The organism is Skermanella sp. (assembly GCF_059503625.1).
Genome location: NZ_JCACHA010000649.1, coordinates 1 through 14,022, shown reverse-complemented (window position 1 = coordinate 14,022; position 14,022 = coordinate 1). Strand labels below are relative to the sequence as shown.

11 protein-coding genes are annotated in these 14,022 nt (G+C 60.8%); all 11 read right to left on the bottom strand.

Annotated elements, in window-relative coordinates; all coding sequences use genetic code 11:
* A partial coding sequence (locus tag AC5JJ6_RS19925; RefSeq protein WP_496043727.1) for a citrate/2-methylcitrate synthase occupies positions 1-557 on the bottom strand: 557 nt, incomplete at its 3' end.
* Positions 554-1,756: a CaiB/BaiF CoA transferase family protein gene (locus AC5JJ6_RS19920; RefSeq protein WP_496043726.1), complete on the bottom strand. Its 1,203-nt coding sequence runs from the start codon at positions 1,754-1,756 to the stop codon at positions 554-556. The genes AC5JJ6_RS19925 and AC5JJ6_RS19920, both read right to left, overlap by 4 nt.
* Positions 1,757-1,814: 58 nt before the next feature.
* Positions 1,815-2,720, bottom strand: a complete 906-nt coding sequence (locus AC5JJ6_RS19915) for a DMT family transporter (protein WP_496043725.1) — start codon at positions 2,718-2,720, stop codon at positions 1,815-1,817.
* A gap of 316 nt (positions 2,721-3,036) precedes the next feature.
* Positions 3,037-6,531, bottom strand: a complete 3,495-nt coding sequence (gene dnaE / locus AC5JJ6_RS19910) for a DNA polymerase III subunit alpha (RefSeq protein ID WP_496043724.1) — start codon at positions 6,529-6,531, stop codon at positions 3,037-3,039.
* Between the two features lie 497 nt (positions 6,532-7,028).
* On the bottom strand, positions 7,029-7,886 hold the full coding sequence (locus AC5JJ6_RS19905) for a dienelactone hydrolase family protein (protein WP_496043723.1): 858 nt from the start codon (positions 7,884-7,886) through the stop codon (positions 7,029-7,031).
* A gap of 79 nt (positions 7,887-7,965) precedes the next feature.
* On the bottom strand, positions 7,966-8,634 hold the full coding sequence (locus tag AC5JJ6_RS19900; protein WP_496043729.1) for an ABC transporter ATP-binding protein: 669 nt from the start codon (positions 8,632-8,634) through the stop codon (positions 7,966-7,968).
* A 43-nt stretch (positions 8,635-8,677) separates the two neighbouring features.
* Entirely contained in the window at positions 8,678-9,922 is a 1,245-nt protein-coding gene (locus AC5JJ6_RS19895) for a lipoprotein-releasing ABC transporter permease subunit (protein ID WP_496043722.1), read from the bottom strand.
* Positions 9,923-10,007: 85 nt separating this feature from the next.
* Positions 10,008-11,321, bottom strand: a complete 1,314-nt coding sequence (proS, locus tag AC5JJ6_RS19890; RefSeq protein ID WP_044426161.1) for a proline--tRNA ligase — start codon at positions 11,319-11,321, stop codon at positions 10,008-10,010.
* A 129-nt stretch (positions 11,322-11,450) separates the two neighbouring features.
* Complete coding sequence (locus tag AC5JJ6_RS19885) at positions 11,451-12,551, bottom strand: BMP family ABC transporter substrate-binding protein (RefSeq protein ID WP_496043728.1); 1,101 nt, start codon at positions 12,549-12,551, stop codon at positions 11,451-11,453.
* 596 nt (positions 12,552-13,147) lie between these two features.
* A complete protein-coding gene (locus AC5JJ6_RS19880) occupies positions 13,148-13,711 on the bottom strand; it encodes a DNA-3-methyladenine glycosylase I (protein ID WP_429642777.1) in 564 nt (187 codons plus the stop codon).
* 22 nt (positions 13,712-13,733) lie between these two features.
* Positions 13,734-13,967 (bottom strand): DUF1467 family protein, encoded by a 234-nt coding sequence (locus AC5JJ6_RS19875; protein ID WP_496043721.1) that lies wholly within the window; start codon positions 13,965-13,967, stop codon positions 13,734-13,736.
* Between the last annotated feature and the right edge of the window lie 55 nt (positions 13,968-14,022).

Sequence of the window (14,022 nt, the reverse complement as noted above, 5' to 3'; positions counted from 1 at the left end):
TCCAGAATTTCGAAGATCCGTGCAGAGCGAGGATCGACCGGATGGAGATGTTTGCCGAAGCCAGGAACGAACTTTTCTCCCGCAGCCCTGCGTTCCGCTAGTTCAAAGCGAACCGCCTCCTCCAGGGAACCGAATCGGGATGCCGACTCCAGGATCTTCTCGAACAGCTCCATGCACTGTTGACCGGCACCGCCATGATGATCACCGAGCAGGGTGATGGCGGAACCCAGAGCCGCATTCAGCCCGATACCGCACGTGGCGCCCATCCTCGCCACCGCGGATGACGGAGACTGAGGTCCGTGATCCACCGTTGCGACCAGAACTGCCTCCAGCAGCCGCGCTTCCGCATCGGACGGCAGTTCACCTCTGAGCATCAGCCAAATGGTCGGGACAAACCCCACTTTGCCGATCAGGTCTTGAATCGGAATGCCCCGGAGATTGACGATACCGGGTTTAAGTTCGGTGATCCCCGTGCTCCACCATGCGAGCATCTGGTCCTTGTCGACTGGAGGCTTATGGGGCTTGCCGCCGGCAACCGCTTTGTCCGATCTGCTCATCGCGCGGCACTCCCTTTAAGAACCTCGATTTCCTCCTGCGAGAAACCGAGCTCGGCAAAGATCTCGTCGTTATGCTGACCAAGCAGCGGAGGCGGCGTATCGACGGTAGGATCGCCGCCGGACAGTCTGAAACCGCTCCTGCTGACGGTGATGTCGCGGTCGATACCGGGAACGCGCGGCAACGTCCGCAGGAAGTTCCGCTCCTGAATGTGGGGATGCTTAAGGATGTCCGGCACCGTCATGACCCGTCCAGATGGGACACCCTCCGCATTGAGCCTTTCCTCCCAATGCTCGGCCGTATCTTCGGCCAGCGCATCCTCGATCTCGTCCTTCAGGGTCGCCCGGTTGGCCATCCGCGCGGTCCTGCTGCTGAAGCGATCGTCGGCTGAAAGATCCGGGCGTCCGATCAGTCGGCAGAGCGTCACGAACTGGTCCTGCGTATTGGCCGAAATGTTGATTTCGCCGTGACTGGTCTTGAACAGGCCCGACGGACTGGCCGTGATGTTCTCGTTGCCGGACGGCTTCGGCTTCTTGCCGGTAATCAGATAGTTGGCGACGGCCCAGCCCATCGTGACCAGAGTGGACTCGATCAGCGAGACATCGGCGAACTGCCCTTCTCCACTGACCGAACGCCGGAACAGGGCAGCACAGACCGCGAATGCCGCCGTCAACCCGCCGATCGTGTCGCAAACCGGAAAGCCGACCCGCAGCGGAGCCGACTGGTCGTCGCCGGTTACGCTCATGATGCCGGACAGGCCCTGGATGATCTGGTCATAGGCCGGCTTGTTACGCCAGGGACCATCCTGTCCGAAACCGGAGACGGCGCAATAAACCAGATCGGGCTTGATCTCCTTCAGCGCTTCATAGCCGCAGCCCAGCCGGTCCATCACACCAGGACGGAAGTTTTCGAGAACCACATCGGCGGTTTTGACCAGCCGCCGGAAGGCCTCCTTGCCCTCCGGGGACTTGAGGTTCAACGTGATCGACTTCTTTCCCGCGTTCTGGGCAAGAAAGCCGGTCCCCATCCCTTTCGAGCTGAGTTCGGGGTCCATACCGAACTGGCGGGCAAGGTCGCCGGCTCCGGGAACCTCGACCTTGATCACTTCCGCTCCCAGGAGCGCTAACTGAAACCCGCAGAACGGGCCTGCCAACACATTGGTCAGGTCGATGACGCGGACACCTTCAAGCAAGGATGACACATGGTTCTCCAATCATGAAACGGAGGAAGAAGGGGACGTGCACACCGCCGGGGTGTGCTCAGATGTCGACGGGTTCGTCGGTTTTGGACGATGGCTGCGCCATGCCGACGTAGACCGCGCTGCCGACCACAAGGACTGCCCCGCCAAGGGCCATCGCATCTGGAAAGTCGTCGAAAAGGAGGACGCCGAACAGCAATCCCCAAACGAGCTGCGTGTACTGGAATGCGGAAACGCTAGACACCGGAGCCCAGCGCAGGGCCTGAACCAGGAAGAAGTGCCCGGATGACATCAGAAGACCGGTGACGAACATCCAGCCGAGGTCCGGCCAATCCGGCTCGATGTAGACCGATGGAAGCATCGGCAACGAGAAACCAAGGATGCCGATCACATGGGCAGCCACCAGCGCGCCGCCCGGTTCGCCCCCGCCGACGGTGCGCAGGATCATGGCATTGCAAGCGAACAGCACGGCTACCGCCAGCGATGCCAGGTAACCTGAGTTGAAGTCCGTGACGCCCGGACGCAGGATGATCAGGATGCCTGCGAACCCCACGGCGATCCCGATCCAGCGCCTCCAGCCCACCTTCTCGCCGAGAACCACGGTCGAAAGACCGGCGGCGAACAAAGGACCGGAAAACTGCACCGAATAGGCGGTCGACATCGGAAGCCTGCTGAGCGCATAGAATACGCAGACCGCCATGGAGCCTGAAATCACCGCGCGCATGAGCACCATTCCCGGGCGGGCGATCCGGATCCTTCCCTGGCGCCTTGCGTAAAGCAGCATCAAAGCCACCGGAAGCAAAGCCGCCAAGGACATGTACGCCATAAGCTGAAAAATGGAATAATGGGAGCTAAGTGACTTTACTATAGCATGAAAACTTGGGAATAAGGCAAAGGCGGCAACAGCCGCCCATAATCCGTGCGAGGTTTTATTTTGAGGCATGCAAAGCATTGCGCGGGCGAGCAAATCGCACCTCCGGATTGAACCAAATACTCAAATCTCGAATGAGTTCAATGGATTGAACGATCGATGCAAATTGATAAGCTTTAGCTCTAATTCTGTCAAGGAAGAGTTTTTATTAAAATTGATGGAATACTGGAGTATGGCTTTACTTGGGAATGCACTTACAGGACAATCTAGCCTTGTTGCTTGACTTCACTTCTGCACTATACAAGGCGCGCAAATAGAAACGCCGTGCCGGGCGCTGTTGCAAGCGCAGGCACGGCGTCCGCGGCCGCATTCCTATGGTCTGTCCGGCTTATGACCCGGTTTTTAAGCCCGATCAGAGATCCAGCACATCGGCGACACCGGGAATCGCCTTGATCGCTGCCCTGCCCTTCGCCGAAACAGCATAGGCGCCCGGCAGCGCGATCTCCGCCTCTCTCAGGCCGCCCACATCGACAAGGATCGATATCCTGCCCCGTCCCCGTCCGATCTGTTCGAGGATATTCCGAAGATGCGGCGCTGCAGCGGGCTCGTTGAGGACGATCTGCAATCCTTCCGCCGCAAGGGCGACCTCGTCCTCCAGCGGCTTCACTTGGTGGCAGGTCAGCCGCATATCCTCACCCTGGACCTGCACGTCGACCATCAGGACGACGCTCTTGCCCGGCTCGAGCAGGTCGCGCGACGTTGCCAGAAGCTCGGAAAACAGGGTGACCTCGTAGACGCCGGTCGAATCCGACAGGCTGACGAAGGCGAAGCGGTTACCGCTCTTCGCCACGCGCTCCTGCCGGTTGATCACGACACCGGCCATCGGGAATCGAGTGGAACCGCCGCCGCTGGCCTTCTTCAGCAGATCGGCTGAATTCACTACGCGCAGCCGCGCCAGCGGCTTGGCGAAGCCATCCAGCGGATGGGCCGAGAGATAGAAACCGATGGCGCCGAATTCATGCGCCAGCCGGTCCAACTGGTCCCAATCGGCGACCTTGGGCAGGTCCGGCACCTTCAGCGTCACACCCGCACCGCCGCCGAACAGACTCGACTGGCCGCTCTCCCGCTCGGCGACGGCGGCCTGAGCGTACCGGATCAGGGTTTCGACACCGCCATGGACCTGCCGCCGGTTCGGGTTGAGACTGTCGAAGGCACCGGCGCAAGTCAGGTTTTCAAGCTGCCGCTTGTTGATGACCTTGGTGTCGAGACGCCGCGCGAGGTCGAACAAGTCGGTGTACCGGCCCGTCTCTTCCCGCTGCTTAACCAGAGCTTCCATGGCCTGCATGCCGACACCCTTGACGGCAGCAAGCGCGTAGCGGATCGCGCGCTCGCCGTCGGGCATCGCTTCCACACGGAATACCGCGTTGGACTTGTTGATGTCGGGCGTCAGCAAACGGATCTTCAAGCGCACCAGCTCCTGCCTGAAGGTGTTCAGCTTATCGGTATTGCCGAGGTCGAGCGTCATGGACGCGGCGAGGAACTCGACCGGATAATTGGCCTTCAGGTAGGCGGTCTGGTAGGCGACCAGGGCATAAGCGGCAGCGTGCGACTTGTTGAAGCCATAGCCGGCGAACTTGTTCACCTGATCGAAGATCAAGCCGGCCTGATCGCCATCCACGCCTTTGCTGACGGCACCGTCGATGAACAGCTTGCGCTGGGCGTCCATCTCCGCCTGGATCTTCTTGCCCATGGCTCGCCGCAGCAGATCGGCGCCGCCCAGCGAATAGCCGGACAGCACCTGGGCGATCTGCATGACCTGCTCCTGATAGATCATGATCCCGAAGGTGTCCTTCAGGATCGGCTCCAGCCAAGGATGCATGTAGTCGGCTTCTATCTCCCCGTTCTTCACCGCGATGTAGGTCGGGATGTTGTCCATCGGACCGGGGCGGTACAGCGAAACCAGCGCGATGATGTCGTCGAAGCGGTTCGGCTTGAGGCGCCGCAGGACGTCGCGCATGCCCGAACTTTCCAGCTGGAACACGCCGGTCGTCTCGCCGCGAGACATCATCTCATAGGTCCTGGAGTCGTCCAGCGGCAGGTTCGACAGGTCGATGGTCTCTCCGCGCTCGACGATCAGCTCGACTGCGCGTTGCAGCACGGTCAGGGTCTTGAGGCCAAGGAAGTCGAACTTAACCAAGCCGGCCTGTTCGACGTATTTCATGTTGAACTGGGTGACAGGCATATCGGATCGTGGATCGCGATAGAGCGGCACCAGCTGATCGAGAGGACGGTCACCGATCACGACGCCGGCAGCATGGGTCGATGCGTGACGGAACAGGCCTTCCAGGCGGAGTGCGATCTCGATCAGCCGCTTGACCGACTCGTCGGAATCCCGCGCCTGCTGAAGCATTGGCTCGCCGTCGATCGCCTGTCCCAGGGTGACCGGATTGGCAGGGTTGTTGGGCACCAGCTTGCAGATCTTGTCGACCTGCCCATACGGCATCTGAAGCACGCGTCCGACGTCGCGGAGCACCGCGCGAGCCTGGAGTTTACCGAACGTGATGATCTGGGCGACGCGGTCGTAGCCGTAGTAATCCTGCACATAGCGGATCACTTCGTCCCGACGGTCCTGGCAGAAGTCGATGTCGAAGTCTGGCATCGAAACGCGTTCGGGGTTGAGGAACCGCTCGAACAGCAAGCCGAAGCGCAAAGGATCGAGGTCGGTGATCGTCAGCGACCAGGCAACGACCGATCCGGCTCCCGAACCGCGCCCCGGTCCGACGGGAATGTCGTGCTTCTTCGCCCATTTGATGAAGTCCGACACGATCAGGAAGTAACCGGGAAACTTCATGTTCTCGATCACGTTCAGCTCGAAATCGAGCCGCTCACGATAGGTCTTCTCGGTCTCCGCCCGTTGCTCGGGCGTCATATCGGGCGTGAAGACCTGATGTTCGAGCCGGTCGGTCAAGCCGATATGAGCTTGGTGCCGAAGTTCCTCCGGCTCGGTTCGGCCTCCCTCGGCCGCCGCGGTGAAGGCGGGTAGGATCGGCTTGATCGGTCGCAGCAGGTAGCTGCACCGGCGCGCGATGACGAGCGTGTTGTCCACCGCCTCCGGCAGGTCGGCGAACAGCGTGCGCATCTCCTCAGCCGACTTGAAACGATGCTCCGGTGTCAGGCGCCGACGTTCGGCTTCTACGACATAAGCCCCCTCGGCGATGCAAAGCAGGGCGTCATGGGCTTCGTACATGTCCTCCGTCGCGAAGAAGCAGTCGTTGGTCGCGACCAGCGGCAGGTCCATGCGGTAGGCCAGCTCAACCAGATCAGGTTCGATCCGGTCTTCGACTTCAACCCCGTGGCGCATCAGCTCGACATAGAGCCGGTTGGGGAACAGGCGCTTAAGCTGTTCCGCGACTTCCTCCGCTACCGCTTTTTGCCCTTCGGCGAACAGTCTGCCGACAGAACCAGACGGACCGCCGGTGAGTGCGATCAATCCTTCGGTGAAGCCTTCAAGGTCGCTGATGGAAATCTGCGGCGCCGATGTCGGGTCGCCTTCCATGAAGGCCTTGCTGACCAGCTTCGTCAGGTTGACGTATCCGGTCTCCGACTGGACAAGCAGCGTCAACTGGTCAGGCAGGTTCAAGCCCTTGCCGACCGGCTTGCCGCCGCCATTGGCACTCGGCCCCATCCGGCGGATGCCGACCTGACATCCAAGGATCGGCTGAACACCGGAGTCGGCCGCAGCAAGCGAGAATTCCAGCGCGCCAAACAGATTGCCGGTATCGGTAACCGCTACCGCCGGCATCTCCTTCTTCTGGCAGAGCTTGACCAGTTCCTTGATCTTGATCGCCCCTTCGGAGAGCGAATAGGCGGAGTGGACTCGCAGGTGGACGAAATCGGCGATCGGCATGGAGGATGGAACTCAGGCAACGGTCAGGGAAGCGGTACCAACATGCCAAGACTGCGCCTCTGCGTCATGTGCAAGTTTTTCTTGACGCCCCTGCGCTCATGATCATGAAATGCCTCCACGTATGACCCGTCATGACGAGGTGCGAGCATTGGCTCCGGAACTCGTCCTCGATCCGCTGGAATCAAGCGGCTAACCGCCGGGCGAGTTGCCTGCTACCCCTATCCCTTTTTGCTCTCGAAAACTCGGTGGCCAGCGGTCCCAAATGATTTGCTCCGTCGGATCGCCGTCTATGTTGGCCGACTCGGGGCCATAAGTAGGCTCAGCCGCTTTCCCGGCACCATCAGCATGCGATCGATCCGAAAGGGTGGCAAACCGTCGTTCGCGACAGACTTCAGAACATCGGTTCCCCGGTTACCGGACCAGAACGCGCCGACATAATCCCAATCGTCCTCGCACTAACTCGGCCGTGCTGCCCTAAGGCAGGTTCGGATCGATCGTCATGCAAGGTTGGTCTTCAGGAAATCGACGGTCCTGCGCCATGCGAGTTGCGCCGCTGCAGCATCGTAGCGCGCCGGATTGGTATCGTTGTTGAAGGCGTGGTTGGCGCCCTGGTAGATATGAATGCTGTGATGGATATCGGCCTTCTTCAGCGCTGCTTCGAAAGCCGGAATACCTTCGTTGATGCGGTCGTCCAAGCCGGCATAATTGAGCAGAAGCTTTGCGCGGATCTTGGATACATCGTCAAGCGGCGGCGTCCGTCCATAGAAGACGACACCCGCGTCGAGCGACTGCGACACCGTTGCCAGTGAGCCGACCATGTCGCCACCCCAGCAAAAACCTATCGCGCCAACTTTGCCGGTCGATCCTTCATGTCCTTCAAGGAAACCGACCGTACGCACGAGGTTTTCAACCGTCGCCTTGTTGTCCAACCGGCCTATCAGCGTACGCGCCTGATCCTCATCGGCTGGCGTTCCCCCCAGCGGGCTCAGCAGGTCGGGCCCGACGGCCAGAAAGCCCTCGAGAGCAAGGCGGCGCACGATGTCTTCGATATGTGGGTTGAGTCCACGGTTCTCGTGGATGACGATCACGGCAGGAAGCTTCCCAGCGCCCTTGGGTTTAGCCAGATAGCCTTTGATGTCGCCCGACGCCCCGCTCCAGGTGATCCGGGATGTTTCCAGACGGGGATCGGCCGGCGCTACGACCTCCGCCAGAGCGTAATTGTTCTCGAGCAGCGGAAGCAATGCCGACGCCGCGGCGGCGCTGCCGGCAAGGGCGGTCAACCGGCTGATGAAGTCCCGGCGGTCGAGCGGCGCGTGAGTGTACTCGTCATAGAGGTCGATGAACTTTTTGTCCATGATGCGTCCCCCTGCCCTTCCTCGCTGCAATCCGAAAGCACCTGAAGAGCCCCGGCCGAACAACAAGGTAGACCATCCTTCATTGCTGGACCAGCACACCGTCCCGCAGTTCGAGCACCCGGTCCATCCGAGCGGCGAGGTCGAGATTGTGGGTCGCAACCAAAGCGCCGAAATCCCCAACCCTGACGAGGTCTGCCAGCATGGCAAAGACGCCCTCCGCCGTCTTGTGGTCGAGGTTGCCGGTCGGCTCATCCGCGATCAGCAGCTTGGGCCGGTTGGCAAGCGCCCGGGCGATGGCTACACGTTGCTGCTCTCCACCGGACAATCGCGCCGGCCGATGGCTGGCGCGCGCGCCGAGCCCGACCATTTCCAGCAGTTCCATGCCCCGCTTGCGTGCCGCCGATTTGGGAACGCCCGCGATCATCTGCGGCAGGACGATATTTTCCAGCGCGCTGAATTCCGGCAGGAGATGGTGGAACTGATAGACGAAACCGATGGATTGCCGGCGCAAGGCCGTGCGGTCTGCGTCCGACAGGGCATTGGCCAGTTTGCCGGCGATCCGTATATCGCCGCCATCGGCCTTCTCGAGCAAGCCTGCGATATGCAGCAGCGTCGACTTGCCGGCTCCCGACGGACCGACGAGCGCCACGAGTTCGCCCCCCTTGACCTGAAGCGATGCGCCGCGCAGCACGTCCAGCGGTTGGCCGGCTTGTCTGAACGTCCTGACGACGCCGTCGATCCGGATCATCGGCTCCGCCGGATTTCCATCGGCCAATCGATCGCTCCTCAACTCACTCATAACGCAAAGCCTCGACCGGATCGAGCTTGGCAGCCCGCCATGCCGGATAGATGGTGGCGCCGAACGACAGTCCGAGCGCCATGAGGACGACGCGGCTCACTTCCCCGTAGTCGATCTCTGCCGGCAGTTGGCTGAGAAAGTAGATTTCCGCCGAAAAGAGCTCGGTGCCGGTCAGGTTCTGGAGGATCTGTCGGATGGCCTCGATGTTTTCAGCGAACGCGACGCCCAGCACCAGGCCGAAGACCGTGCCGATCACGCCGATGCTGGCCCCTGCCAGGAAGAAGATGCGCAGGATCATGCCGCGCGTGGCGCCCATTGTCCGCAGGATAGCGATGTCGCGGCCCTTGTCCTTGACCAGCATGATCATGCTGGAAATGATGTTGAAGGCGGCAACCAGGATAATCAGCGTCAGGATCAGGAACATGACGTTGCGCTCGACCGAAAGCGCGTTGAAGAAGCTGGCGTTGGACTGCTGCCAATCCACAAGCCTGGCCCGGCCGCCTATCACGTCCTGAACGGGTGCCCGGTACTGGGAAATCAGGCGCGGCTGCTGAACCATCAGTTCCAGAGTCGTCACGGCGTCGGGAACCCGGAAGAACACCTGAGCCGCCGGCAGCGGCATGAAGATGAAGTTGTTGTCGTACTCGAACATACCGACATCGAATATCGCGGCGATGCTGTAGGCCCTCATGCGCGGAACGGTGCCGAACGCACTGGGATTGCCCTGCGGGCTGATCAGCGTCAGTTCGTCTCCCACCCGAAGCCCGAGCCTTTGAGCCATGCGGATGCCGATCGCGACGCGCTCGTCATGGAAATCGTCCAGGGTCCCACGAACGATGTGGTTCGACACGGTCGGCCGGACCTTGAAATCCTCGGGTGAAATGCCGCGGACGATAGAGCCCGATGACACGCCGCGCACAGTCACCAGCGCCTGTGCCTCGACGGTCGGCGTGACCGACGTGACACCCGGGATGCCGCGCAGCCGATCGGCCATCGCTCCGTAGTCGGTCAGCGGCCCCTGAAGTGCGTAAACGTTCATGTGGCCGTTGAGGCCCAGAACCCGCCCCAGCAGTTCGGATCGGAAACCGTTCATTACCGCCATCACGATGATCAGCGTCGCCACGCCAAGGCCGATGCCCAGGAGCGAAAAGCCGGCAATCACCGAAATGAAGCCTTCCTGCCGTCGCGCGCGAAGATAGCGCATCGCGACCATGCGTTCGAAAGCGCCGAAAATCATGCCTTTAAGGCCTTTATGGACTTGGGATGGATCGCCGCTGGCCGGCGGCCGCCGGAGTTCGAAGGTCCGCCGGCCGCTCCGACTATCAGGAGGCCAGCTTCGCGAAAGCGGCTTCGCGCGACAGTTCCTCGCGTTCACCCGTGGCGCGATGCTTCAATTCGACCACGCCGTTCTTGAGGCCACGCGGCCCGATCGTCAGATGCCAAGGAACCCCGATCAGATCCATGTCGGCGAACTTGGCGCCCGGCCGCTCGTTGCGGTCGTCATACAGCACCTCGACCCCGGCGGCATTGAGGTCACGATACAACTCTTCGCAGACCCGGTCGCATTCGGCATCGCCGGTCTTCAGGTTGATCAGGCCGACCTTGAAGGGTGCCACCGACTCCGGCCAGATGATACCGGCGTCGTCATGGCTCGCCTCGATGATCGCGCCAACCAGCCGCGACACGCCGATGCCGTAGGACCCCATCTCGACGGTGATCTGCTCGCCGCCCGGGCCGGCAACCACGGCACCCAGCGGTGCCGAGTATTTGGTGCCGAAATAGAAGATGTGGCCGACTTCGATGCCGCGCGCATTGACCAGTTCTTCGGGCGTCAGCGGCGACGTCGCGGGATCGTGCTTTTCATCGGTCGCGGCGTAGATGTTGGTGTATTTCTCGAAGAACGGGCCGAGATCGTCGTCGAACCCCGGAGCGCTCTCCAGCACGTTCAAGTCCAGCCACTCCTTGTCGCAGAAGACGCCGCTCTCGCCGGTTTCCGCCAGGATGATGAACTCATGGCTGAGATCTCCGCCGATCGGACCGGTATCGGCCTGCATCGGGATGGCCTTCATGCCGAGGCGCGCAAACGTCCGGAGATATGCCAGGAACATCTTCTGATAGGAGCGGCGTGCGCTGGCACTGTCGATGTCGAATGAATAGGCGTCCTTCATCAGGAACTCACGCCCGCGCATCACGCCGAAGCGGGGCCTGATCTCGTCCCGGAACTTCCACTGGATGTGATAGAGGTTGCGGGGCAGATCACGGTAGCTCTTGACCGCGGAGCGGAAGATATCGGTGATCATCTCCTCGTTCGTCGGGCCGAACAGCATCTCGCGATCGTGCCGGTCCTTGATGCGGAGCATCTCCTTGCCGTAGTCGTCGTACCGTCCGCTCTCCTTCCAGAGCTCGGCCGGCTGGATGGTCGGCATCAGCAGTTCCTGCGCGCCCGCGGCATCCTGCTCTTCCCGGACGATCTGTTCGATCTTCTTCAGGACGCGGAAACCCAGCGGCAGCCAGGCATAGATGCCGGCGCTCGTTTGCCGGATCATGCCGGCGCGGAGCATCAGCCGGTGCGAGACGATCTGCGCCTCGTTGGGGTTTTCCTTGAGGGTAGGCAGGAAATAGGCGGACAACCGCATTCGGGGTCTCTCGGGGCTCGTGGAGGACCGGGCATTCGGCCCGGTCCAATGGCGAGAGGACTGTAGGGAATAGCGGCGCGCAAGTCCATGGCCGGGGGTGACGCACTCGCCCCCGGCCTGCACTGCCGCTTACTTCGGAAGCGTGCCCTGAACGCCCTCGACATAATAGGCCATCGAGAGGATCTCAGGATCGGTCGCGGTCTTGCCCTCGGCGATCACGACCTTGCCGGACTGGTCCTTGATCGGCCCGGTAAAGGGGTGCAGCGCGCCGGACTTGATGTCCGCGATTGCCTTGTTACCCAACTCCTTGACGTCAGCCGGGATGGCATCGTTGAAGGGCGGCAGGAACACGGTACCGGTCGCCAGACCGCCCCAGTAATCCTCGGCCTTCCAAGTGCCGTCCAATGCCGCCTTGACCCGCTGTTCGTAATAGGGATTCCAGTCGTCGACGACCGAGGTCAGGTGCGCCTTAGGCCCGAAACGGCTCATATCGGACGATTGTCCGAAGGCATAGATGCCGCGGGCCTCCGCCTCCTGGATCGGTGCGGGGCTGTCGGTGTGCTGAGCCAGGATGTCGGCGCCCTGGTCGATCAAGGCCTTGGCGGCGGCGGCCTCCTTACCAGGATCGTACCAGCTGTTGATCCACACCACCCGGACCTGGGCTTGCGGATTGACGCTGCGCAGGGCCAGTGTGAACGCGTTGATGCCGCTGACCACCTCGGGGATCGGGAAGGAACCGATATACCCGATGATGTTCGACTTGGTCAGCTTGCCGGCGATCAGGCCGCAGACGGTCCGGCCCTCATAGAACCGGCCCGAGTATGTCGCCACGTTGGTCGAGCGCTTATAGCCGGTAGCGTGCTCGAACTTGACCTTGGGGAAGCGCTGCGCGACCTTCAGCGTCGGGTTCATGAAGCCGAAGGAGGTCGTGAAGATCAACCCGTGGCCGCCTTGGGCAAGCTGCTGGATCACCCGCTCGGCATCCGGACCCTCGGCGACATTTTCCACATAGGTCGTTTCGACCTTGTCAGCGAAAACTTCGGCTACGTGTTTGCGGCCAAGATCGTGCTGATAGCTGTAACCATGGTCGGATACCGGGCCGACATAGACGAAACCCACCTTCAGCTTATCGGCGGCAAGCGCCTTGCTGCCAAACGTACCGCCAAGGGGGCTTGCAGTGAGGGCTGCGGCGGTCCCGGCCACCGATAGGCCGAACTGGCGTCTGTTCATCATTGTTCTTGTTCCCTCCGCGAGAGTTGGGTCACTCAACCCGGTGATCTGACTGTTCGGCAAGATGCTGACCGACTGGCAGCCTCCACACACGCCTCTCCATTCAGGATGAAGTCCCGGGAAAGTGTGGAATAGCCGGATTTTCGGTGAAAGACCTTACGCATTTTCGACGTAACTGCCGCTGTTCGTGCTGTTGAACCGCTCGGCGTGCAAGAATGCGCCTATACCTTTTCGTGTGCACCAAATAAGCGTTGCATGCAACAGATTTTGGCTGGATGTCCAAGGACCGCGCTTGGCGGATAACCCTGTATCATCCAGAAAATAAGTGACGGTCATGCAGGCAGGGCGTAAAGTTGAGCACATAAGAAAAATGGCCGCGCTGTTACCGCAGCGCGGCCTGAAGTTAGGGAGGAATCGCCACCAGGCGTCGGTAAGAGGGATAAACCCTCTCAGCGAAAAAAATTATTGTATGAGGGACTGAACAAGGCAAGCCACAAAATGGGGCTTGCCTTTCCTTTTGCTTATTTTTCTGCTGTTTTGATTATCTCTTAGGCTACTGAATAGGTTTCATTCAGCATATTGCCTAAAATATTGGCTCAGTATCCTGTAAAACCGGCTCTCTTGGCTCGAATCCAGGGTGGACTCATCTGCTCCAGTCGGTCATGAACCGGGCAGCCTAAATTATGGGCACCCGGCAAATAGCCGAGACTCATCAGGAATTCCCCGACTATCTCTCCGCCGGTGAAGCGGAACTGTTTCTTGAACAGCTTGACCCATTCCGGCTTCGGCAGCGGATGATGAGCATCGATCCATGCGGCGAAGCCACCATGGCTTTGCCGAAGCGACTGCACGCGCCGGGCGTTCTCGATCACCGCGTCGATCTTCAACCGGTTCCGGATTATCCCGGCATCGGCAAGCAGGCGCGACCGTTGCTCGTCGCCGTAAGCGGCGATACGATCCACGTCATAACCGTCGAAGGCCGCCGCGAAGGCTGCGCGTTTCTTCAGGATCGTCAGCCAGGATAATCCCGCCTGATTGATCTCCAGCACCAGGCGTTCGAACAGGACACGCTCATCCGCGGAGGGAAACCCATATTCGGTGTCGTGGTAGGGCCCATGCCATGGGTGGCCGGGGGCGGCTTCGCAATATGTCAGGCCCATGGCGGTGCCCTGCTCCGATCGGTCAGTTCCGGAAGGAAATCAGTCCGGATGTAACGGTTAGATAGATCAGCACCCAGACGATCGCGGAAACCATCGTCGTGATCAGAAACTTGAGGCCGATCCTGGGCTTCGCCGGCGCTCCGGCCGCCTTGCCCGCGTCCGTATCGTCGGGAGTATGGGCGCCCCAGGGGAGGACGGCGAAAAGCACCGTCCACCAAACCACGAAATAAATCGCTACTGCCGTGATCCAACCCATCGATCAGGCCTGCTCCAACTCGACCAAAGTCCCGAGGAAGTCCTTCGGGTGGAGG

Excerpts from the sequence above, each read along its gene's own strand:
- dnaE (WP_496043724.1), bottom strand. The coding sequence starts at position 6,531 with ATGCCGATCGCCGATTTCGTCCACCTGCGAGTCCACTCCGCCTATTCG.
- AC5JJ6_RS19905 (WP_496043723.1), bottom strand. The coding sequence starts at position 7,886 with ATGGACAAAAAGTTCATCGACCTCTATGACGAGTACACTCACGCGCCG.
- AC5JJ6_RS19900 (WP_496043729.1), bottom strand. The coding sequence starts at position 8,634 with ATGATCCGGATCGACGGCGTCGTCAGGACGTTCAGACAAGCCGGCCAA.
- AC5JJ6_RS19895 (WP_496043722.1), bottom strand. The coding sequence starts at position 9,922 with ATGATTTTCGGCGCTTTCGAACGCATGGTCGCGATGCGCTATCTTCGC.
- proS (WP_044426161.1), bottom strand. The coding sequence starts at position 11,321 with ATGCGGTTGTCCGCCTATTTCCTGCCTACCCTCAAGGAAAACCCCAAC.
- AC5JJ6_RS19885 (WP_496043728.1), bottom strand. The coding sequence starts at position 12,551 with ATGAACAGACGCCAGTTCGGCCTATCGGTGGCCGGGACCGCCGCAGCC.
- AC5JJ6_RS19880 (WP_429642777.1), bottom strand. The coding sequence starts at position 13,711 with ATGGGCCTGACATATTGCGAAGCCGCCCCCGGCCACCCATGGCATGGG.
- AC5JJ6_RS19875 (WP_496043721.1), bottom strand. The coding sequence starts at position 13,967 with ATGGGTTGGATCACGGCAGTAGCGATTTATTTCGTGGTTTGGTGGACG.